19 protein-coding genes are annotated in these 22,261 nt (G+C 37.9%); 8 read left to right on the top strand and 11 right to left on the bottom strand.

The window, feature by feature from the left end; translation table 11 throughout:
- Positions 1–56: 56 nt before the first annotated feature.
- The 3 genes from kynU to IPL24_06690 are packed head-to-tail and all read left to right on the top strand — an operon-like array spanning position 57 to position 3,383.
- The gene (kynU, locus tag IPL24_06680) at positions 57–1,346 is read left to right on the top strand and encodes a kynureninase (GenBank protein ID MBK8363371.1); all 1,290 of its coding nucleotides are present in this window, start codon (positions 57–59) and stop codon (positions 1,344–1,346) included.
- Positions 1,347–1,370: 24 nt separating this feature from the next.
- On the top strand, positions 1,371–2,717 hold the full coding sequence (locus tag IPL24_06685) for an FAD-dependent monooxygenase (protein ID MBK8363372.1): 1,347 nt from the start codon (positions 1,371–1,373) through the stop codon (positions 2,715–2,717).
- Between the two features lie 15 nt (positions 2,718–2,732).
- The gene (locus IPL24_06690) at positions 2,733–3,383 is read left to right on the top strand and encodes a hypothetical protein (GenBank protein ID MBK8363373.1); all 651 of its coding nucleotides are present in this window, start codon (positions 2,733–2,735) and stop codon (positions 3,381–3,383) included.
- A 127-nt stretch (positions 3,384–3,510) separates the two neighbouring features.
- Here the strand turns inward: IPL24_06690 and IPL24_06695 are convergent, their stop codons facing one another.
- Entirely contained in the window at positions 3,511–4,152 is a 642-nt protein-coding gene (locus tag IPL24_06695; protein ID MBK8363374.1) for an MBL fold metallo-hydrolase, read from the bottom strand.
- Positions 4,153–4,337: 185 nt separating this feature from the next.
- Here IPL24_06695 and IPL24_06700 point away from each other — a divergent pair, with 185 nt between their 5' ends.
- The gene (locus tag IPL24_06700) at positions 4,338–7,640 is read left to right on the top strand and encodes a hypothetical protein (GenBank protein MBK8363375.1); all 3,303 of its coding nucleotides are present in this window, start codon (positions 4,338–4,340) and stop codon (positions 7,638–7,640) included.
- Positions 7,641–7,688: 48 nt separating this feature from the next.
- Here IPL24_06700 and IPL24_06705 read toward each other — a convergent pair whose 3' ends face one another.
- Both IPL24_06705 and IPL24_06710 read right to left on the bottom strand, forming a co-directional pair.
- Positions 7,689–8,192, bottom strand: a complete 504-nt coding sequence (locus IPL24_06705) for a T9SS type A sorting domain-containing protein (GenBank protein ID MBK8363376.1) — start codon at positions 8,190–8,192, stop codon at positions 7,689–7,691.
- Positions 8,189–9,178, bottom strand: a complete 990-nt coding sequence (locus IPL24_06710) for a hypothetical protein (GenBank protein MBK8363377.1) — start codon at positions 9,176–9,178, stop codon at positions 8,189–8,191. The genes IPL24_06705 and IPL24_06710 overlap by 4 nt, the downstream gene beginning before the upstream one ends.
- Positions 9,179–9,358: 180 nt before the next feature.
- Between IPL24_06710 and IPL24_06715 the strand changes: the two genes are divergently transcribed.
- A complete protein-coding gene (locus IPL24_06715) occupies positions 9,359–10,642 on the top strand; it encodes an amidohydrolase (protein MBK8363378.1) in 1,284 nt (427 codons plus the stop codon).
- On the opposite strand, the gene gyrB is transcribed toward IPL24_06715, so the two are convergent.
- Together gyrB and IPL24_06725 are read right to left on the bottom strand one after the other, a co-directional pair.
- Positions 10,639–12,645: a DNA topoisomerase (ATP-hydrolyzing) subunit B gene (gyrB, locus tag IPL24_06720; GenBank protein MBK8363379.1), complete on the bottom strand. Its 2,007-nt coding sequence runs from the start codon at positions 12,643–12,645 to the stop codon at positions 10,639–10,641. The genes IPL24_06715 and gyrB overlap by 4 nt on opposite strands.
- Before the next feature lie 569 nt (positions 12,646–13,214).
- Entirely contained in the window at positions 13,215–15,011 is a 1,797-nt protein-coding gene (locus IPL24_06725; GenBank protein MBK8363380.1) for a DNA polymerase III subunit gamma/tau, read from the bottom strand.
- Positions 15,012–15,344: 333 nt separating this feature from the next.
- Here IPL24_06725 and IPL24_06730 point away from each other — a divergent pair, with 333 nt between their 5' ends.
- Positions 15,345–15,617, top strand: coding sequence for an HU family DNA-binding protein (locus IPL24_06730; GenBank protein ID MBK8363381.1), 273 nt, complete (start codon positions 15,345–15,347; stop codon positions 15,615–15,617).
- A 175-nt stretch (positions 15,618–15,792) separates the two neighbouring features.
- On the opposite strand, the gene IPL24_06735 is transcribed toward IPL24_06730, so the two are convergent.
- A complete protein-coding gene (locus IPL24_06735) occupies positions 15,793–16,791 on the bottom strand; it encodes a T9SS type A sorting domain-containing protein (protein MBK8363382.1) in 999 nt (332 codons plus the stop codon).
- Positions 16,792–16,985: 194 nt separating this feature from the next.
- On the opposite strand from IPL24_06735, the gene IPL24_06740 reads away from it, so the two are divergent.
- On the top strand, positions 16,986–17,759 hold the full coding sequence (locus tag IPL24_06740; protein MBK8363383.1) for an enoyl-CoA hydratase/isomerase family protein: 774 nt from the start codon (positions 16,986–16,988) through the stop codon (positions 17,757–17,759).
- Between the two features lie 236 nt (positions 17,760–17,995).
- On the opposite strand, the gene paaJ is transcribed toward IPL24_06740, so the two are convergent.
- From paaJ to IPL24_06765, 5 genes are read right to left on the bottom strand one after another with little or no spacing between them, the layout of a single operon-like run.
- Positions 17,996–18,487: a phenylacetate-CoA oxygenase subunit PaaJ gene (gene paaJ, locus IPL24_06745; GenBank protein MBK8363384.1), complete on the bottom strand. Its 492-nt coding sequence runs from the start codon at positions 18,485–18,487 to the stop codon at positions 17,996–17,998.
- 13 nt (positions 18,488–18,500) lie between these two features.
- Positions 18,501–19,262, bottom strand: a complete 762-nt coding sequence (paaC, locus tag IPL24_06750) for a phenylacetate-CoA oxygenase subunit PaaC (GenBank protein MBK8363385.1) — start codon at positions 19,260–19,262, stop codon at positions 18,501–18,503.
- A gap of 24 nt (positions 19,263–19,286) precedes the next feature.
- Positions 19,287–19,571, bottom strand: a complete 285-nt coding sequence (gene paaB / locus IPL24_06755) for a 1,2-phenylacetyl-CoA epoxidase subunit B (GenBank protein ID MBK8363386.1) — start codon at positions 19,569–19,571, stop codon at positions 19,287–19,289.
- Between the two features lie 18 nt (positions 19,572–19,589).
- Positions 19,590–20,540 (bottom strand): 1,2-phenylacetyl-CoA epoxidase subunit A, encoded by a 951-nt coding sequence (gene paaA, locus IPL24_06760; GenBank protein MBK8363387.1) that lies wholly within the window; start codon positions 20,538–20,540, stop codon positions 19,590–19,592.
- A 56-nt stretch (positions 20,541–20,596) separates the two neighbouring features.
- Positions 20,597–21,031, bottom strand: a complete 435-nt coding sequence (locus IPL24_06765; GenBank protein MBK8363388.1) for a hypothetical protein — start codon at positions 21,029–21,031, stop codon at positions 20,597–20,599.
- Positions 21,032–21,123: 92 nt separating this feature from the next.
- On the opposite strand from IPL24_06765, the gene IPL24_06770 reads away from it, so the two are divergent.
- Complete coding sequence (locus tag IPL24_06770; protein MBK8363389.1) at positions 21,124–22,245, top strand: glycosyltransferase; 1,122 nt, start codon at positions 21,124–21,126, stop codon at positions 22,243–22,245.
- Positions 22,246–22,261 lie beyond the last annotated feature (16 nt).

Below are 22,261 nucleotides of genomic sequence, written 5' to 3' on the forward strand. Positions count from 1 at the left end.
GTTTTATGGCACGAATTTAATCAGAAATCTGAACTTTTTATAGCATATTTGCACCCATGTTTGAATTTAAAAACACCGCTGAATTTGCAGCATCAATGGATAAAAATGACCCATTGATTTCTTTTGCTGATGAATTCTATTTTCCAATCATGGATGGAAAGAAAGTTATCTATCTGACGGGGAATTCACTAGGCTTACAACCTAAATCTACGCAGGATTATGTGCTATCAGAATTGGAAGACTGGGCAACATTCGGAGTTGAAGGACATTTCCATGGAAGAAATCCATGGTATTCTTATCAGGAAATTCTGACAGATCAGTTGGCTACCTTATTAGGTGCATTGCCCGTTGAAGTTGTTGCCATGAATTCACTGACAACGAATTTGCATTTGCTGATGGTCTCTTTTTACCGGCCAACTGCTTCACGTAATAAGATCATTTGTGAATATGATGCTTTTCCTTCCGACTTATATGCTGTTCAGTCGCAAGCCGCGTACCATGGATTTGATCCTGACAAAACAGTTGTCATGCTTAAAGCTCGTGAAGGCGAATATTTATTGCGAACAGAAGATATTATTTCTGCTATTGAAAAAGAAGGTGCATCACTTGCAACTGTGATGTTGGGCGCCGTTAATTATTATACCGGACAATTTCTGGATCTTAAACGGATTGCCGATGCTGCACACAAAGTTGGTGCGACTGTCGGTTTTAATCTTGCACATGCTACCGGAAATGTAATGCTGAAACTTCACGATTGGGATGTTGACTATGCATGTTTCTGCAGCTACAAGTATCTTAATGCCGGACCCGGAGGTGTATCAGGTATTTTTATTCACGAGAAATTTGCTGATGATAAAACTATTCCCCGGTTTGCAGGCTGGTGGGGAAATGATCCTGAAACGCGCTTCACCATTCCAAGAACATTTGTTCCTGCACGCGGTGCAAGAAGCTGGCAATTATCAAATGCACCCGTACTTCCTATGGCTGCCCTCAAAGCCTCACTCGACATTTTCGAAGATGCCGGCTTCGATGAATTAAGAAAGAAGAGTGTTCAACTTACATCTTATCTTCAATTTGTTCTGGAAGAAGTAAACAAAAATTACAAATCGGCTTCCGGTAAGGATGCATTGAAAATAATTACTCCATCTTCTCCGGAAGAAAGAGGTTGCCAGATCTCAATTATTATTAATGAAAATGGAAAAGAAGTTCACAGGAAATTAACAGATAATGGAGTGATCGTCGACTGGCGTGAGCCGGATGTGATCAGAGCGGCACCTGTTCCTCTTTACAATTCTTTCAGTGATGTGTTTGAGTTTGGAAAACAACTTGCCGATGCATTGCAATAATTTCGCACACTTATATTTTAATCAATGAGTACAGAAAATAAAAATATTACAATTCTTGGAGCAGGTTTAGTTGGCTCTCTCCTTTCAATTTACTTGTCTCGCCGTGGATATAACGTTTCTATCTATGAAAGAAGAGTTGATATGCGCAAAGCAACTATTGTGGCGGGAAGATCGATCAATCTTGCCTTATCAGACAGAGGCTGGCGTGGGTTAAAAGGTGTAGGAATTGAAGAAGCAATCCGTAAGGTTGCTATTCCAATGGATCGCCGTATCATGCATAATGTGAAAGGCGAATTGACATCACAACAATACGGTGAAAGCGGACAATCTATCTATGCAACATCAAGAGGTGTTTTGAATTGTGTGATGATGGATGAAGCTGAAAAAAGCGGCGTGAAGATCCATTTCAATCATCGGTGTACAGGTATAGATATTGAAAATAATATTTCAAAGTTCGATTATAATGGAGTTGAAGTTGAAGTAAAAAGTCGACTGATATTCAGTGCTGACGGAGCCTTTTCTGCAGGTCGTTTGCAAATGCAGTTAAGCACCGATCGTTTTGAATATTCTCAGAATTATCTTAAGCACGGCTATAAAGAATTACTGATTCCCGCAGGTGATGGAGAGAAATTTCTCATGGAAAAAAATGCTTTGCACATCTGGCCTCGCGGAGGTTATATGTTGATTGCCTTGCCAAATCTGGATGGAAGTTTTACATGTACATTGTTCTTCCCATTTGAAGGAACGGATTCCTTTGCTTCAATAAAAAGTGAAAGTGACTGTGAAGAATTCTTCAACCGGGTCTTTCCTGATGCCATTAAATTAATGCCTGATGTTGCTAAACAATTTTTTCATAATCCTACCGGTTCACTTGTTACAGTAAAATGTTTTCCCTGGACTGTGAAAGATAAACTTTGTCTGATCGGTGATGCAGCTCATGCTATCGTTCCGTTTTATGGACAAGGGATGAATTGTGGCTTTGAGGATTGTACTGTGCTTGATCAACTGATGGAAAAGCATGGTGATAACTGGGAAAAAATATTGAATGAATTTCAGGAATCAAGAAAACCTAATTCAGATGCAATAGCAGAATTGGCGGTAATGAACTTTGTTGAAATGAGAGATCTTGTAGGAAGCAAAGAATTTTTGCTTCGCAAGAAAATAGAAGCAAGGATCCATGATAAATTTCCGGATAAATGGCTGCCACTTTATTCGCAGGTAACATTCAGTGACATACCATATTCTGTTGCTCTTGCAAATGGAAAAAAGCAGGATGAGATTATGCGTAAGGTGATGAATCTTTCAGGTATTGAAGAAAAATGGGATAGTTCAGAAGTTGAGACAATGATCCTTGGAGCTATAAATTCATAACCAGAAAATTTATTTGTGAATATTTCAGCTCAACAACCTACAGCTACACAGGCATGGAAAGGTGCAATGAACAATCGGCAGTTCAGATGGCAGTTCATTATTACATTGCTTGTGCTTTCTACGTTTACTTTTATTTTTAAACACTTCTTCGACTACATCGAAAGTCGTACAGGCACCCAGCTGGGAGATTTTTTACTTGACAATATTCCTGCTTACAATGTTTCCTGGGGTGTATTCTTTATTCTCTATTCTGCAATTGTTATAGGTATGTACACGCATCGTGCACATCCCAAAACAGTCCTGATAATTTTACAAACCTATATAATTGTCACATTCGTTAGAATGGTGACGATCACATTGCTCCCATTGGAACCTCCTGTTGGATATTTACCATTAAGAGAACCGGTAGTACAGTTTTTTACAAACGGCGGTAAAATAATATCCAAAGATCTTTTCTTTTCCGGACACGTTTCTACTGTGCTTTCTGTTTACCTGGGCACACATTTACCAAAAACAAAATCAGTTCTCTTTGTTTGTGTTGTTGCAATGTGTGTATTGTTATTGGTGCAACACGTTCATTATACAGTTGATGTTATAGCGGCACTTCCGGCGACGTGGTTGGTTTATAAATTTTGCAAGAAGTTCCTTGTCGGAAGCATAAAATAACGAATAATTTATTTCACTTTATTTCACTTCATTCCACTTCATTCCACTTCATTCCACTTCATTCTACTTCATTCTACTTCTTTCCATTTCATTCTACTTCATTCCCCTTCATTCCCTTCATTTTTCACTATTCGCTAACAAAAGGATTCCCTCTTTTCTCCCTGCCAATCGTCGTTGTAGGTCCATGGCCGGAAAAAACAATTACATTGTCGGGGAGTGTATATAATTTTGTCCGGATACTTTTCTCAAGTATTTCAAAATTACCTCCGGGTAGATCTGTTCGCCCTATACTTCCATTAAAAAGGACATCTCCAGCTAGTAATTGTCCGGATGAGCGGTGAAAATAAGATAGACTTCCTGGACTATGACCAGGAGTAAACAAGACTTCCAGTTCTATGCTTCCGAATTTGAATACGTCGCCATCTTCTAAAAATTCTGTAGGGTCTGGTGAAGGCTCTACCTGCACGCCCCACATTTGTCCATAAACACCGGCTGATTTCAGCAATTCAATTTCAATTGCATTCATTACTATTGGTAAATTATATTTTCCTGCTAAAAAATTGATACCCAAAACGTGGTCAATATGCGCATGTGTAAGTAAGATCTTTACCGGTTTCAGTTTGTTAGATTCAATAAAGTTGGCTAATTCTGATTTTTCTTCCGGAGTATAACAACCGGGATCTACGATCACGCATTGGTTTGTTTCGTCGCTCAGGACATATGTATTTTCCTGAAAAGGATTGAAAGTAAAGCTGTTTATTTTAAGCATTGTTAAAGTTGTCTTTTTTGGTCATGGAAGTGCAAAGAAACGGTTTTCCGGGGACTATTTATTGGGCAAATTTAGCTACATTCGCAGTATGTGAACATGTAGTCGGAGATTGTATCAGGAGTTTTCTTTCCGTACCTTCCTGTTCTGAATTGAAAACCATTTCTTCTCCCAGGGAATCGATTTTTATGAAAAAACAATTTTGCATTCTTATTATACTTTTTATTCTTACAAGCATTTTGCCTGAAAGGATTGTTGCACAGTTTTACAATGGATATTCTATGCAATTCGGAAAGAATCGTGTTCAATATGAAGAACGCTTCTGGTCATTCATGCGTTTTAAAAATTATGATACGTATTACTATCTCGGTGGATTGGAACTTGCTACTTTTACCGGAAGAACTGCACAGAAGGATCTTGAAGAAATCGAAAAACTGTTTGATTACAAACTCGATGGAAGAATTCAGTTTGTAATTTATAATAAACTTGGCGATGCTAAGCAATCGAACATTGGATTAGAAACGGAAGAAATTGGTTCTAACAATACCGGAGGAATTACACGTATTGTTGGCAATAAGGTTTTTTTATATTTTACAGGTGATCACATTGCATTCCATAAACAGATCCGTGGTGGAATTGCGCGGGTACTTATCGATCAGATAATGTATGGTGGTGATATAAAAGACAGGTTGCAGAATTCTGCTTTACTCTCTTTGCCTGACTGGTATATCAACGGTCTGGTATCTTATGTCTCTTCGCCGTGGAATACAGAAATTGATAATCGTGTTCGTGATGGAGTTAATTCAAAAAAATATTTGAAGTTCAATCACCTTACAGGTATCGATGCTGTTTATGCCGGACATTCTATCTGGAAATTTATCATCGATACATACAGTGAATCATCGGTTGCAAATCTGCTTTATATGACCCGCGTAAACCGGAACATTGAAAGCGGACTGATGTATGTGCTCGGTCAGAATATAAAGGAGTTGTCTTTCAACTGGCGCGAATCAATGAAGTCAAGATATCTTAATTCTGATTCTAAGCGTGATTCAATCGAAAGTAAAAACATCCTGAAGCGTTCAAAACCGGAAACACTTTATTCGCAATTGAAAACGAGTGCTGACGGACGTTACAGTATTTATGTTGCAAATAATCTTGGAAAGTATAAGGTCTATCTCTACGATCACGAAAAGAAAAGCCGTAAACGGATTCAGAAAAGTGGTTACCGAAGCTATGCACACGAAACTGATATTTCGTTTCCTGTGCTCGCATGGCATCCAACCGGACAACTATTTGCAATCATTCGTGAAAGAAAAGGTAAGTTGGTAATGGGCACTTATACCTTGTCAAATAAAGAGTATGTCGAAAGCCCATTATTTAATTTTGAAAAAGTACTGAATTTCAGTTATGCTGACGATGGTCAGTCGATTGTAATGTCTGCAATACAGAAAGGACAAAGCGATATCTTCGTTTATAATCTTCGCACACGCGTAGCTGAACAGATCACCAAAGATTTCTTCGATGATCTTGATCCGCATTTCATAGATAAGTCTCGTGCAATTGTATTTTCTTCTAACCGTGTAAATGATACTCTTGGAGTAGATAAGAGTACACTTATGCCGGAGAATTCGAATTATGACATTTTCTATTACGATTACAGAGGCCAGTCGGCAATTCTTCGCAGGATTACAAGCACAATGCATTCAAATGAATTGCAGCCAATGCAGTTTGATTCATCTGCAATAAGTTATCTGAGTGATGAAAACGGAATAGTGAACAGGTACATTGCGCATCTTGACAGTGCTTTGAGTTATGTTGATACAACTGAGCATTACCGGATGATAGTTGATAATGCACCTTTGACTAACTATGCTAGAAATATCATTTCATATAACGTCAACCATAATTATGATCGCGTAAGTGAAATTGTTTTTAGAAATGGAAAATATCAATTGTATGTTGGCCAGCCAAAAACAAATCTTCATACCGACAATCCACTTCCTAAAACATTGTTCAAGAATGAACAGGAACGTGCTCTGAATGCACCGCCGCCTGCTCCGACTAAACCTAATGTTACGACAATTGAAATAACAGATAATAATGGAAACACCACTGTTATCCCTGCAGATTCAAATGTTGTAAATATTGATAATTATGTTTTCCAGTCTGATTTTCCAAAATCGAAAAAGAAGGACAAGAAAAAAGATTCACCACCTCAATCATCATTTATTGTCCCGCAGGATTCAGTGGTTATAAAAATTGAAGAAGCAAAGAAGGACTCACTAGGTTTTCAGTTGCCAAAACAAAGAAATTATGAAACAGCATTTTCATCTACATACTTTGTAAGTCAGCTTGATAATTCATTGCTTAATCAAAGTTATCAGATCTTTAATGGTGGAAGTGCAATCTATTATAATCCGGGACTGAATGGTTTCTTTAAACTTGGAATAAGTGATCTTCTTGAAGATTACCGGATCACAGGCGGATTCAAACTTGCTGCTGATCTCAATAGCAATGAATATTTTCTGAGCTATGAGTATCTGAAGAAAAGAATGGACAGACAACTTACATTCTACAGACAGGCAACATTACTTCCTGAATATGGTGCAAAGCAATTCTCGCATGAGTTAAGATATGCAAGCAAATATCCTTTTAGTGATGTGTCGTCTCTCCGTGGTTCTATCGCATACAGAAATGATAAGATCGTAACTCTTTCATTGAATCAACCATCTTTAGAATCGCCGGATGTTCTTTTGCATTGGGCAACAGCTCGCCTGGAATATGTTTTGGATAATACCATTAACATGGGATTGAACCTTTATAATGGTACACGCTTCAAGATCTTTGGTGAGTATTATAAACAGGTTGACAGAAAAGAATCAGGAATGGTCATCGTAGGTGCAGACTTCAGACATTATCTGAAAATTCACCGTGAATTGATCTGGGCAAATCGTATAGCAACAAGTACATCTTTCGGAAAGGAAAAACTGATCTATTATCTGGGCGGTACAGATAACTGGATCTCACCGGGATTCAATTATGAAACTCAGATAGACTATTCACAAAATTATTATTTCCAGGCTCTGGCTTCCAACTTAAGAGGCTTTGACCAGAATATCAGAAACGGAAATACATTTGCATTGATCAACAGTGAAATCCGTTGGCCCGTTTTTAAATATTTGCTCAATCGACCAATTAAATCTGACTTCGTAAGAAACTTTCAGATCATCGGTTTTGGCGATATCGGAACTGCATGGAATGGGCTTTCACCATATGATTCAACCAATGTCTTTAATCGTACTGTAATTTCTAATACTCCATTTGTTGTAACAGTTGTTAAGCAGAATGAACCTATCGTTGGCGGATATGGATTTGGATTACGGACAAGACTTCTAGGCTACTTTATACGTGCCGACTGGGCCTGGGGAATTGAAAACAGAGATCTGCAGCCGTATAAATTTTATTTTTCGTTTGGGCTGGATTTTTAATTATTATTAAAACGCACCCGAACGGAAAAATAAAAAAAGATATTCCTTCTATTCAATTATAAGCTTCTTTACATAATTATTTTTTTCGTCGCTTATTTTTATATAATAAAGTCCCGGGTGAAATTGGCAGTTCAGATTTTCATGGCTATTTATACTTTTCGATTGTGAAATACTTTGGCCTACGGAATTTAAAATTTCAATATTGATCTTTGAACCCAACTGAAAACCATTAATTGAAAATGTGCCATTGGAAGGATTAGGATAGATTTGTATCTCTGATTCGTCTTTGGTGATTTCCGGATCATTTGTTGAAATACAATAATTAGTTTGTCTGAAAGGTGTGTCAAACAATCTGAGTGTATCATAAAAATACGGACTTTCCATAAAGTCCATTACGTGGATCGGATGATTGTATGGAGAAGTTTCTATTGTATCTGAAATAAAAGCAGGACTTGAACCTGCTGAGTCACAAATAGAAAAACCTGCGGAATCAGTTTTAATAAGTGATAAAAATTTTGTGTTTGTATTTAAAGTATCAGTATTGCCTGTCAACAAAATCCTCCATCGTTTGTTCTAATCAATAAATTGGAATTATGCCCGGTAAATGGTGAAGGATATTTTCGCATCCATTGAAATGTTCCGGCAGTATCAAATTTCATTAAAAAAGGCTGAGATAAAGGAGAATTCCATTGTGATCCGGAAAAGACAAAATTGCTATCAGATGTGACAACACAATCTGAAATCAACATTGAAAATACATCGAATTGTTTGCTCCATTTAATATTTGCATTTGAATCCAGAAGAACAAATCGATCAAATGTTAAAACCAAAAATCCATTGTCAGGAGCTTTAATTACTTTTGAATTATAGGAACAGAATTGTTCGAAAGATTTTGTCCAGATCGTATCGCCGGAACTATTAAGACGGATCAATAAATTAAAAAAAGAAACAGGTACTGAATTTGGAATCCAACAGTCAGCTATTCCAAAATATCCGCCGTCATTTGTCTGGATGATGTCATTCAAAACTAACTGACTATTTGTTGAATCGATAAATTTTATCCATTCAAAATTGCCTAAGGAGTCTGATTTAAGAATCATTGATGAACTCCCTAAATCCTGATTTTCAGCGATCGACATAGTGCCCCCATCCATTGTCGGATGAATAATGTCTACGATTAGAGATTCAGGGATGGTAGTCGTATTTAAAACTATTCCATTCTTGTCGATTACAGAAAAATCAGATCTTACAGTATAACCGGGCCAGATTGTAATTGAATCGTGATTACTGTAACAAGCATAATTCTCAGCACCAATTCTTGTTCCGCAACTTATTTCGGCTTCTTTTATCCACATCACATTACCGGATGAATCCAGATTAATAATGCCTGAAGTAGAAGTAATGATTGTTCTGTCATTCGTTTTACAGAGGGATTTAAATGTAATATAGTTTTGTCCACAATCGATGGCCGTTTCAAACTGTTGTGCATGAGAAAAAAGGGAAATAAATAAAAATAGAATCGGAAGTATGTTTTTCATATGATTTGATTTAAGCGATCACAATTTATTGAAATTAAGCTAAAAAAATGAAAATGCAAATTAATTGCAGAAAATGTTACTGGTCCTTTTTGACCGAAGTAATCGGAATGCTTCCTGTGGGCCAATTTCCTAAATTATAAAATTTTTCGATTCGTTTACTGCTTTTCTTACCTTAGGCCCATGCTTAAAGATAAAATAAAGTCCCTCGCATCCAAATTCCACCCCGACATCGTCGCTTGTCGTCGTCATCTGCATATGAATCCGGAGTTGTCTTTTCAGGAATTCAATACTCAGAAGTTTGTTGAGGAAAAGTTGAAAGAGTATGGAATTACGAATCAGCATCGGTTAGCAAATACCGGTGTTGTTGCATTGATCGAAGGTAAAAATCCGGGAAAGAAAGTAGTGGCATTGCGTGCAGATATGGATGCATTACCAATCGTTGAAACAAATAACGTCGATTATAAATCAAAAAATACAGGAGTTATGCATGCCTGCGGACATGATGTACATACATCTTCTCTACTTGGCGTTGTGAGAATTTTGAATGAATTAAAAAATGAATTTGAAGGAACAGTAAAATTTATTTTTCAGCCCGGTGAAGAAAAATTGCCGGGCGGTGCATCGATGATGATCAAAGAAGGTGTTTTGGAAAATCCGAAACCGAATTCTGTTATTGGTCAGCACGTAATGCCTCAGATAAAAGCCGGAAAGATCGGTTTCAGAAAAGGTCTTTATATGGCAAGCACCGATGAGATCTATGTAAAAGTAAAAGGTAAAGGTGGACATGGCGCAATGCCGCATTTGACAATTGATCCTGTACTGATCACTTCTCACATGATCGTTGCCTTGCAACAGATTGTCAGCAGGAATGCAAAACCATCGGTCCCATCAGTGCTGACATTTGGAAAAGTTATCGCTAACGGCGCTACGAATGTAATTCCGGATGAAGTGTATCTTGAAGGAACTTTCAGAACTCTTAACGAAGAATGGCGCGCAGAAGCACATATGCGTATGAAAAAAATGGCCGAAGGACTTGTAGAAAGTATGGGCGGAAAAGTTGAATTCAATATTGTAAAAGGATATCCATTTTTAATCAACGATGAAGAACTGACTGATCGAGCACGTAAGTTTGCAACAGAATATGTAGGCACTGAAAACATTGAAGACCTTGAAATCTGGATGGCTGCGGAAGATTTTGCATTTTATTCTCAGCAAGCTTCAGCATGTTTTTATCGGCTTGGTGTTCGTAATGAAGAACGAGGGATTACTTCATCGGTTCATACTAGTACTTTTGATATTGATGAAACTGCTTTGGAAACAGGAGCAGGGTTGATGGCGTATATGGCAATTAGGGAACTGGCTGCCTTCATCGAAAATAAAAACAAAGCATATAGGGAAAAAGGAAAGCCGCTCTCTAATGAGCTTTCCTTTTCTATTTTCTTATTACTTTTTAATTTCTCTTAAGCATCAATCTTCGCATACTTCGCATTTTTCTCTATAAATTCTCTGCGTGGTGGAACATCATCGCCCATCAACATTGAGAATACGCGATCAGCTTCAACAACACTGTCAATTGTAACCTGACGCAGAGTGCGAGTTTCCGGATTCATAGTTGTTTCCCAAAGTTGCTCTGCATTCATCTCTCCAAGACCCTTGTATCGTTGAGTGTTTACATTCTCTTCTTTACCATCACCGGCTAAAATTTTTATAGCCGCAAGTCGTTGCTCGTCAGTCCATGCGTAAGTTTGCTCTTTTCCTTTTTTCACTAAGTAAAGTGGAGGAGTAGCAATGTATAAATATCCATGTTCTACCAATTCACGCATGTGACGGAAGAAGAATGTTAAGATCAATGTTGTAATGTGAGATCCATCAACGTCGGCATCGGTCATGATCACAACTTTGTGGTAACGCAGTTTATCCATGTTCAGCGGACGGCCTTCTTTACTGTCGTCACGGAATACTCCGAGTGCAGTAAAAATATTCCGGATCTCTTCGTTTTCATAGATACGGTATTCCATCGCTTTTTCAACGTTCAGAATTTTACCTCTCAAAGGTAAAATAGCCTGATATGCACGGTTACGACCTTGCTTTGCAGTACCGCCGGCAGAATCTCCCTCGACTAAGTACAATTCACAAATAGATGGATCACTATCACTGCAATCTGAAAGTTTTCCCGGTAATCCTGTTCCCTGAAGTACATTTTTACGCTGAACCATTTCACGCGCCTTGCGGGCAGCATGACGTGCAGTAGCAGCGAGTATAACTTTGTCGACAATCGTTCTTGCTTCACGCGGATGTTCTTCAAGATATGCACTTAACATATCACTCACAGCCTGATCAACAGCGCCCATCACTTCGTTATTACCAAGTTTTGTCTTTGTCTGTCCTTCAAATTGCGGCTCCTGAACTTTTACAGAAACAATTGCAGTAAGTCCTTCACGGAAGTCATCACCATTGATCTCAAATTTCAGTTTGTCAAAATATCCTGATTTATCTGCATACGATTTCAAAGTACGCGTCAACGCTCTTCTGAAACCGGAAAGATGTGTTCCACCTTCATGCGTATTGATGTTGTTCACATACGAATAAATATTCTCTGTGAATGTAGTATTGTACTGCATGGCAACTTCAACAGGAATTCCTGCACGTTCACCTTCCATATAGATTGGCTCCGGTGTCAGTTTCTCTCTGTTCTCATCGAGGTATTCTACGAATTCACGTAGTCCACCTAAACTCAGATAAGAATCTTTCGCATGATTTCCATCGGCATCAGGAGTACGAAGATCTTCGATCCTTAATGTGATACCTTTATTTAAAAATGACAATTCACGCAAACGTGTTGCAAGAATATCATAATGATAATCTGTTGTATTGAAAATTGTGGAATCCGGAGTGAATGTTTGTGTTGTACCTGTACGATTTGTTTCGCCAACAACCTTAACATCATAAAGCGGTTTACCGCAAGAATATTCCTGAACGAAAATTTTTCCTTCGCGATGAACTTCTGTTTTTAAATGTGATGAAAGAGCATTTACACATGATACACCCACACCATGCAATCCACCGGAAACTTTATAAGAGTCCTTATCAAATTTACCCCCGGCGTGTAGAACAGTCATAACGACCTCCAGAGCGCTTTTTTTCTCTTTCGCATGATAATCGGTCGGAATTCCCCGTCCATCGTCTGTAACACGAATTATGTTACCCGGAAGGATAGACACATCAATGTTCTTGCAATAACCCGCAAGAGCCTCATCGATAGAGTTATCTACCACTTCATAAACCAAATGATGCAGTCCTTTCATTCCGGTATCCCCAATGTACATTGAAGGACGCTTCCGGACTGCTTCAAGTCCTTCCAATACCTGGATGGAATCTGCCGAATAACTTTGGTTGTTTTTTTTCACTTCTTTGCCGTCACCGACGCCGTCGGTTGGTTTCACTTGGTCGTTTATCAATTCACCCATTTTTAGTACTCTTTTCCCCCCTTAAAATCCCCCGGATAATTTTGAAAAATAATGGAACTTTTTAGGCTAAAACTCAATGTTTTTGCGCCTTTTCCATGGATTGTAAATCTACAAAAATCACCTCAATTTAACAAGAGAAATTGCTACTTTTTTGAGGATATTTTACTGCTTTTTTCAGAGGGAAATGTTGATAAAATGAAGGTCAAAGGTCAAGGGTCAAAGGTCAATATAAGCAAGGCAAAAGTCAAAAAATCAGAACCATAGAGTGCAGCTTAATAAAGTGCTATTAATTGGATGTTGTATGTTACTTGCAAAAATTGTTTAATGTTTAAAGTTGGAGTGTTACTTCAACTAAAAATTTGCACCTGATCAAAAAGTGGAAATTTAGAATTGAATGATCGTCGCTAATCTATTTCGACAACTGACCCTGAAAGGGTCACACATTTGTAGAAAAAAAACAAATCCAACGAACCCCGACCTCGAAGAGGTCGCACATGATTACGTAATGCACTGTCAAATTATAATTTTATCAGCAAGAACACATTTAAAATGAATGAATTATTTTCAATTTAATATTCAATCTCCAGATCAAACGACTTCTTCAATTCATTCATCGCCGGATTTATCTCTGCTAATCTTTTGAATTTTTCTGATGGAGTGTAAGCGGGGCCATCAGATGTTTCATTTACATTTACTATGACCGTCAGACTGATCTTATAATTTGAAAGCTCTTTTCGCAGGTAAATAAGTAATTCAAGTTTTTCTTCGTTCAGATCTTTTTCTGCTGCAGCACTATCAACGATAAAATTCAATTCAAAGTTTTTTCCTACGGTCGGATTTCTTTTTTTCATTGCTGCAGACAAAGTCATACGACCATGTTTTTCCAGTTTCTCTGAATAAATTCTCCACAATCCTTCAAGCATCGGTTGATCGAAAGGTGCTGATAGATCCGGTAATACTTCTTCGGTATTTACAACGGCTTTCTTTTCTACAACACGATCTTCTTTAATAGAAATTGATTTTTTGTAGGATGGAGCAGAAGGACGAGATGGAGTTGAGACAGGATTCTCGGCTTTTTTTGTTTCTGCAACAATCGGTTTTGCTACCGGTTCAGAAATTACAGCAGGATTGATTTGAGGAGTAACTACTGCAGCAGCTGCAACGGGTACTGAGACAGGACTTGAAACGGGTTGTGTAACAGCAGGCGATGCAGCAACACTGTTTATCGCTAACTCAATTTTTTTTTTAGCACCCTCTGCAGGTGCTGAAATGATTTGTTGACTAGTACACATTTTCATCAGTGTGAGTTCAATGTGTAGCCGTTGATTTTTTGCTGAGCGATATTGATAATCTGCTTTACTTGCAAGATCAAGTTGATAAAGTAACCAGTTTGCAGTACATGAAATGGCCTGAACCCGGTATTTCTCTTTGACAGAAGGACTCACTTCAAGAAGTGAAAGTGTGATCTCATCTTTACATACCAAAAGATCACGGAAATGTGATGCAAGCCCGGTTATAAAATTGTGCGCATCGAATCCATGATTCAGGATCTCATTAAATGCCATCAGGACTTCCGGAATTTTTCCTGTAAGTAAATCGTCTGTTATCCGGAAATAATAATCGTAATCAAGAATATTGAGATTCTGAATAACATCTTTGTAGGTAAGGTTATTTCCCGCAAAAGAAACCAGCTGATCAAAAATACTCAATGAATCCCGCAAAGCGCCTTCTGCTTTTTGTGCAATGATGTGAAGTGCATCAATCTCAGCAGTGACACCTTCGCTTTGAGCTACGTGTTGAAGATGACTTACAATATTTTCTACTGAGATTCTGCTGAAATCAAAGATCTGACAACGCGACAAGATCGTAGGTATGATCTTATGTTTTTCCGTTGTTGCAAGAATGAAAATTGCATATGATGGCGGCTCTTCGAGTGTTTTCAAAAATGCATTGAAGGCTTGAACAGAAAGCATGTGAACCTCATCGATGATATACACTTTGTATTTCCCCATCTGCGGTGCATACCGAACCTGATCGACCAAAGCCCTGATATCATCTACTGAGTTATTACTCGCAGCATCTAATTCATAAATATTCAGTGATTGTCCTTCATTGAAAGCTACACACATCTCGCATGTATTACACGCTTCAACTTCAGGAGTAACATTTACACAATTGATCGTTTTAGCAAGGATCCTTGCAGTAGTTGTCTTACCAACACCACGTGGTCCGGTAAACAAAAAAGCCTGTGCAAGGTGATTGTTTCGAATTGCATTCTTTAGCGTATTGGTAATGTTCGGTTGCCCGACAACAGTGCTGAATGTGATCGGACGATATTTTCTTGCACTGACAACAAATTTTTCCATTGGGTAAACGCTCGTTTTATGAGGGATGCTAAGATAGTGAAATCTGTGATTTGTTTTTCGTTTTTCGTCTTTTGTCTTTCGTTTTATATGTTCAATAAAGTGAAATACTTCAGGTTAAAACCACATCCGAAATAATTTGAATGCACCGCCTTCATTTGCGTATCCAAAAGACGAAAAACGAAAGACAAAAAACAAAAGACCAACTAGTTTTCAACAATACCCACTTTTTATTAACATTTATGCCTCAAAATATTGTAGAAACCTCCTGTGCGACATACTTTTAACTCATCAATCACTAATTGAATAATTAATCACTAAAAAAACTAGCGTAAAATGAACAAAGCTGAATTGGTGGATGCCATGGCATCTGAAGCAAAAATTACCAAAGCTGATGCATCTCGTGCTTTAGAAGCGTTTATGAATGTTACTTCTAAAACATTGAAAAAAGGAGAGCGCGTAGCTCTTATCGGCTTCGGAACTTTCACAGTTGCTAAACGTTCTGCCCGCAATGGTCGTAACCCACAAACTGGCAAGCCGATCAAGATCGCTGCTAAACGTGTGGCTAAATTCAAAGCCGGAGCTGAATTATCTGCAAAGGTGAAATAATGCTTTTTCAAAAAGATAAAAAGACCCGCTACATGTGAGCGGGTTTTTTTATGTCTTTACATTTTTATGGGATTCATAATTCTAAGCACCTGCAACTTAAGAGTATTTGCATTTCTAGAATCGGTTATACTTTTATCAATTTTCTTCTTAAAAGTGAATTTTCGCCTTCTCTTATTTATATAAAGTAAATACCTGATGAAAGTTGTGTAGTATTAATTTCTGTTGAATAAATAAATCTGTTATATATTACCAATCTTCCTGTAACATCATATAAAAATAAATTAATTTCTTTGGAAATATCTACATTAACTGATAGTACATTCTGAAATGGAGATGGATATATTTCTGCAATAATATTTCTTCCGTAATCCTCTATGCCAATCAAACAACCAGGGATATTTTTAGGAAGATATTCTGCAGGATAGAGTTTTACATTATCAAGTACAAGTTCGGTGCAATTGTAACACATATGTCCCCAGTTGGTGAATTTAATTGTATGTGATGGAGCACTGGCTATAAATTCAATCAGATAAACTGTACCTGTATCGGCACCAAAGGTGGGCGTACAGTTTAGATAGTGTTTTCCATATCCGACATCAACAGCAAAAATTCCAGGATCAGTAAATTGACCAATATCAATTTCTCCGCCTGCCCAGAATTCAAGAATATATCTATTGCCGGGAATTATTCCATAAACTGTTTGTTCAAGAGAAACGCCTGTATCATTTCCATATAAGGCTTCACTGTATGGATAGCCGGATGAAATTCCAGTGTATTCGCAGGAAAGCGAATTCAGGCAAGTAGTGTCCCATTGAGTAGATGAACACACATATGCCCACATGTTACCGAAGTATGCCGCAAAATTACCGTCACTAATTGTTGCCTCATTACTGTCAACGATCGAACTGTAAGTTAAAGTTCCACCACCAGTGCAGGTCCAGTTGCTAACAGAACAATTAGAATTTACAGACGCATTACAGAAACTTTGAAAGCTTCCCGGTGAGCATGTTGTATTTTCAAAACTACCGTTCTGAATAAGATTTATTGTACCTGCTTCAATTGATGTGTTCTGTCGATAACACTTTACACATAGCTGTTGTGCTAAAGAATTGTTGGTAATAAACAGGAATATAATTATGGTCAACAGGCGCACAGAGAAGGAATATGAATTCATTTATATTTTTTTTAAAGTTATATATCTTAAGAGTAAGTGAGAGAACAGGACAGGTTATGATTTTTACAAATTAATTATAGTTAGCTTTATAATATTACGGAATGATTATAAATAGTTGCCTGTACTTCAATCCCGGATCTTGGTAAATTTCGAATTTCAAAATGGAATATCGAAATAATTTATAGTTTTGTCTTATGTTAATTAACTACACAATTGATGGCAGTGTTGCCCGCATCACTCTTAACCGTCCCGACAAATTTAATAGTTTCAACCGTGAAATGGCTCTTGAACTTCAAGGTGCACTGAAAAATGCACAGAAAGATGAGAACGTCCGTGCCATTTATATTACTGCTGAAGGAAAAGCGTTTTGTGCAGGACAAGATCTCACTGAAGCAATGGATCCTAGTGGACCGGGAATTGAAAAAATTGTAGCAGAGCACTACAATCCAATTGTTATTCTTCTGCGCATGATTGAAAAGCCAATCATCTGTGCGGTGAATGGAGTAGCAGCAGGAGCAGGAGCAAACATTGCTTTTGCATGTGATATTACGTATGCAGGAAAATCTGCAAGTTTCATTCAGGCATTCAGTAAAATTGGTTTAGTGCCTGATAGCGGCGGAACATATACTTTACCACGATTGATCGGTTTCCAGAAAGCAACCGCATTAATGATGCTTGGCGATAAAGTTCTTGCAGAAGATGCAGAGAAAATGGGAATGATCTTTAAAGCAGTTGATGATGCAGAATTGCAAACTGTCGCTTTTCAAACAGCAAAGACGCTTTCTGAAATGCCAACCAAAGGTTTAGGACTTACTAAACGCTTATTAAATAAATCATTCAGTAATACTTTCGAAAACCAATTGCAACAAGAACAAATCACCCAAGCCGAAGCCGGGCAAACTCATGATTACAATGAAGGAGTGAAAGCGTTTCTGGAAAAGCGGAAAGCGGTGTTTAAAGGTAAGTGAAAGAAATTTGGGTGAAAAATTTAACACTTAGATCACTAAAAATTTAGCACAAGAACACATTGATACATTGAATGATCCCACAGTGTTCTTGTGACAAATTTTTAGTGAACTTGTGTTTAAAAAATAAAATGTAATACTGCTGAAACTTGTAAGTAGTATCCAGATACCTTTGACCTTTGATTTTGACCTTTGACCTTTGACCTTTGACCTAAGCAGTTCCACCCAAATCCAACCATTCAATGACACTTAAAATGATCAAACGGCTCCAGACAATCCTGGCATTTATAAAGTGCTTTACAAGCGGTTGATCCAAACTGACTGATCAGAACAGTATTCTCACTATTACATTGCGGACAACGCACATGTTTGTTCAATAAAATATTTTTATCGGAAGAACTTTTTTCAGGAGGTGAAATGCCATACTTGCGAAGTTTTTCTTTCGCTTCGTCAGAGATCCAATCGGTTGTCCATACAGGAGCGAAAACAGTTTTTACTTCAAAAGAATTGATTTCATTTTTTCTTAAAATGTCTGCAATGTCGTTCTCGATTGCTTTCATCGCAGGACAACCACTATATGTCGGAGTGATAAATACTTTTACTTTTCCATCTTCGATTTTTACTTCACGTAAAATTCCGAGATCTTCAATTGTGATCACAGGAATTTCAGGATCCGGAATACCTGCTATCAGATCGTAAATTTCTTTTTCGGAAAATTTTGTACTTAACATTTTTGTTTCCTGATCACCATTCTACGCCCGGGAAGGACCTTGGTAATACCTGCATTTCAGACAATAAATGTCCTAAATGTTCACTGTGTAATCCTTTGATGCTTCCACCAATCATAAAGCTATCTTCAGGAACAGTCAATGTAGCTTTTTCAAAGACTTCGTTTATTTTTTTATCCCAATTACCACGAACTACATTCATGTCAACTGCAATACCTGCTTTGACAAGATCGATATCTACCTGATCCGTTTCAAAAAGATCACCTGTATATTTCCAGAGCGTATCAATAGCTTCAAGTGTTCTGACGTGACTTTCTTCAGTGCCATCACCAAAACGAATAACCCATTCGCTACTATGTCTGACATGATAAGTAACTTCCTTCAGTGATTTTTCAGCAAGAGCAGCTAAAGTAGCATCTTTGCTTTTCATGAGTTCAGTAAAGAAATAATATTGATATACGCTCAGGAAAAACTGGCGGATCATCGTTTGTGCATAATCGCCGTTAGGCTGCTCTGCCATTAATCTATTTTTGTATTCGCGCGCTTCACGTAAAAAAGCAAGATCATCTTCGCTACGATTCAAACCTTCATTCTCGCCTGCATAAGTCAGAAATGCGCGTGCTTGTCCGATCAGATCTAATGAAACATTCGTAAGTGCAATATCTTCCTCCAGTATTGGCCCATGTCCACACCATTCAGCAAGACGCTGACCAAGTATCAAACTGGTATCTCCAATTCTTAATGAGTATTCGGCAATGTTTTTATTTAATTCAGACATAGTGGTGGAAATTGATTCTGATTTTTATTCGAAACTGGCACCCGGAGTTTTGTAGAAATTCGGGTGACGGTAGATCTTATCATTACTTGGTTCAAAAAATGATCCGACATCTTCAGGAGTAGAACTGACAATATCTTCTGCAGGTACAACCCACAAACAAGTTGCTTCACCTCTTCGCGAATAGACATCACGTGCATTCTGCAATGCTAATTCTTTATCAGGAGCGTGTACGCTTCCTGCATGTTCAAACGGTAAACCTGCGCGCTTTTGAGTGAAGACTTCCCATAATGGCCATTCTGATGTACTCATATAATTTTTATTTTTTAATTATGCTGCAATCGTTTTTGCTGCCTTTTTTCTTGCGTATGCACTTGCTGCTTCACGAACCCATGAGCCATTGTTATGCGCCTCACGACGAGCTTTCATTCTTTCTTTATTACAAATCCCACGACCGTTGATTACATTGTAGAATTCTTCCCAGTTTATTTCTCCGTGTGAATAATGACGAGTCTCTTCATCCCACTTAAGATCTTTGTCGGGTACAACAAGACCAATATTCTCGGCCTGAGGAACTGTTCTGTCGATAAACCGCTGACGCAATTCATCGTTACTGTATTTTTTTACTTTCCAACGAATCAATTCAGCACTGTTTGGAGAATTATTGTCTGATGGACCAAACATCATTAACGACGGCCACCAGAAACGATTCATTGCATCTTGCGCCATATCTTTTTGTTCCTGTGAACCATTCATCAATGTTGCAAGAATTTCATAACCCTGCTTATGATGAAAATTTTCTTCCTTACAAATTCTCACCATCGCTCGTGCATAAGGACCGTAAGAACCTTTTGCCAATGCTGTCTGATTTACAATTGCAGCTCCGTCAACAAGCCAGCCAATAGCACCAATGTCTGCCCATGTAAGAGTAGGGTAGTTGAAGATGCTGGAATATTTTGCTTTGCCTGTTAGAAAATCCGCCATCACTTCGTCACGACTTATTCCTAACGTTTCTGTTCCGCTGTAGATATATAAACCATGTCCGGCTTCATCCTGAACTTTTGCAAGTAGAACTGCTTTCCGTCTTAAACTCGGTGCACGTGTGATCCAGTTTCCTTCAGGGAGCATTCCAACAACTTCCGAATGTGCATGCTGACTCATCATTCGGATCAACTGCTTTCTGTAACGTTCCGGCATCCAGTCTTTCGGCTCGATTATTTCACCGCGATCAATTCGCTCCTGAAATTTTTGCTCCAATTCTTCCTGTGACTTTATTTGCATATATTTTATTTTTTAAAATTAAATTAATCACTTCAATCTTGAAATGATCATTGTCATCAGATCCGGTGATAATCACCTTTCCATCTGGAAACGGATTTTTTTATTTCTGTTGATGTTAAATGTTTTTCAACGGCCTCTTTGCACATTTCTACAAATTCACTGTCCGGTGAAAAGCGCAGGGCAATGATTTGTTTCATGTTCAAACGGCTGTCAAGCGGACTTCCTGTTAATTGAAAATGGCGCAGATTTTCTTCCGTTCTGATAATCCGGTCTTGTAACCTCACCGCAAACAAACGCAGGAAATAGGTAATCATTATCAGAGATGTGGAAATACCGAGTATTAAAAGTGATGGTAAAACCTTTTCTGCTTCATCCAGATTGTCTATTAAATTGATCAAAGAACCAATAAAAACAAGGAAAACAAACAAAAAGAGGATTCCATGAAACAGGAAGTTGAACTTTCTGTGGTTTGAATATGACTGTTTTTTCATGATCAATTGTAGGTAAACAAAGCTACTCTTTTTGCGTTTTTCTGCAAAATGGAAAAGTCCGTTTTTTTGATTTACTTGCTTCTCAAATGTCTGTGCCTCGTAGAGTAATAATTTCTGTTGTCAGTGATCTGGTCACCGACCAAAGAGTTCACCGGACAGCTTTGGCTCTACACGCTAAAGGATTGAAGGTCACGCTTGTAGGGCGCAGAATGCGAAAATCTCTGAAAATGCCCGACCGTCCTTATGAAATTAAACGGTTTAATTTAGGTATTGAAACCGGCCCACTTTTCTACGCACTCTATAATATCCGGCTCTTCTTTTACCTTTTATTCAATAAAGCAGATGTATTGGTAACAAATGATCTTGATACTTTGTTGCCGAATTACATTGTTTCTACGCTGAAAAGTTCCGTGCTTTTTTACGATAGTCATGAATATTTCACCGAAGTTCCGGAGTTGGTCAACAGACCTCGGATTCAAAGTTTCTGGCTGGCAATTGAAAAATATATTTTCCCGAAATTGAAGAATGTCTTTACTGTCAATGATTCGATTGCTTCAATTTACAATTCCAAATACAATGTGGATGTAAAAGTAATCCGGAATATGCCTTTTCGCTCACATATGAAAACATCTCCAATTACACGAGCACAACTTGGATTGCCAACTGATAAAAAGATTTTTTTATTTCAAGGCGCAGGAATTAATGTTGACAGAGGCGCGGAAGAAGCAATCGAAGCAATTTCCGGAGTTGATAGTGCTGTCTTGCTTTTTATTGGTGGCGGTGATGTGCTTGATGACATGAAACGAAATGTTGAATTATTGAATCTGCAACAAAAAGTTTTCTTTCTTCCAAAACAGCCTATGGAAGTTCTTTATCAGTATACATCACTTGCTGATTTCGGTCTTTCTCTCGATAAGGATTCTAATTTGAATTATAAATATTCACTTCCAAATAAACTCTTCGATTATATCCAGGCGCAATTGCCCGTTCTTGCATCTAATCTTCCGGAAGTGCGGAAAATTGTAGAGCATTATGGTATTGGTAAAATAACTCCGTCACATTCAATTGATGACCTTAGAAAGTCAATGAAATCAATGGTTTCGGATGATACCCAGTTGGCTTTATGGAAAGAAAATCTGAAATTTGCAGCATCAGAATTATGCTGGGAAAACGAAGAGAAAAAATTGTTCGATATTTTTAAAGATGTCATCTGACCATTTACATATCATT

This window comes from Bacteroidota bacterium (genome assembly GCA_016711505.1).
Lineage (GTDB): Bacteria > Bacteroidota > Bacteroidia > AKYH767-A > 2013-40CM-41-45 > JADKIH01.

Excerpts from the sequence above, each read along its gene's own strand:
- IPL24_06685 (MBK8363372.1), top strand. The coding sequence starts at position 1,371 with ATGAGTACAGAAAATAAAAATATTACAATTCTTGGAGCAGGTTTAGTT.
- IPL24_06740 (MBK8363383.1), top strand. The coding sequence starts at position 16,986 with ATGTTAATTAACTACACAATTGATGGCAGTGTTGCCCGCATCACTCTT.
- IPL24_06765 (MBK8363388.1), bottom strand. The coding sequence starts at position 21,031 with ATGAAAAAACAGTCATATTCAAACCACAGAAAGTTCAACTTCCTGTTT.
- IPL24_06735 (MBK8363382.1), bottom strand. The coding sequence starts at position 16,791 with ATGAATTCATATTCCTTCTCTGTGCGCCTGTTGACCATAATTATATTC.
- paaA (MBK8363387.1), bottom strand. The coding sequence starts at position 20,540 with ATGCAAATAAAGTCACAGGAAGAATTGGAGCAAAAATTTCAGGAGCGA.
- paaJ (MBK8363384.1), bottom strand. The coding sequence starts at position 18,487 with ATGTTAAGTACAAAATTTTCCGAAAAAGAAATTTACGATCTGATAGCA.
- IPL24_06700 (MBK8363375.1), top strand. The coding sequence starts at position 4,338 with ATGAAAAAACAATTTTGCATTCTTATTATACTTTTTATTCTTACAAGC.
- IPL24_06725 (MBK8363380.1), bottom strand. The coding sequence starts at position 15,011 with ATGGAAAAATTTGTTGTCAGTGCAAGAAAATATCGTCCGATCACATTC.
- IPL24_06695 (MBK8363374.1), bottom strand. The coding sequence starts at position 4,152 with ATGCTTAAAATAAACAGCTTTACTTTCAATCCTTTTCAGGAAAATACA.
- gyrB (MBK8363379.1), bottom strand. The coding sequence starts at position 12,645 with ATGGGTGAATTGATAAACGACCAAGTGAAACCAACCGACGGCGTCGGT.
- IPL24_06730 (MBK8363381.1), top strand. The coding sequence starts at position 15,345 with ATGAACAAAGCTGAATTGGTGGATGCCATGGCATCTGAAGCAAAAATT.
- IPL24_06715 (MBK8363378.1), top strand. The coding sequence starts at position 9,359 with ATGCTTAAAGATAAAATAAAGTCCCTCGCATCCAAATTCCACCCCGAC.
- paaC (MBK8363385.1), bottom strand. The coding sequence starts at position 19,262 with ATGTCTGAATTAAATAAAAACATTGCCGAATACTCATTAAGAATTGGA.
- IPL24_06710 (MBK8363377.1), bottom strand. The coding sequence starts at position 9,178 with ATGAAAAACATACTTCCGATTCTATTTTTATTTATTTCCCTTTTTTCT.
- kynU (MBK8363371.1), top strand. The coding sequence starts at position 57 with ATGTTTGAATTTAAAAACACCGCTGAATTTGCAGCATCAATGGATAAA.
- paaB (MBK8363386.1), bottom strand. The coding sequence starts at position 19,571 with ATGAGTACATCAGAATGGCCATTATGGGAAGTCTTCACTCAAAAGCGC.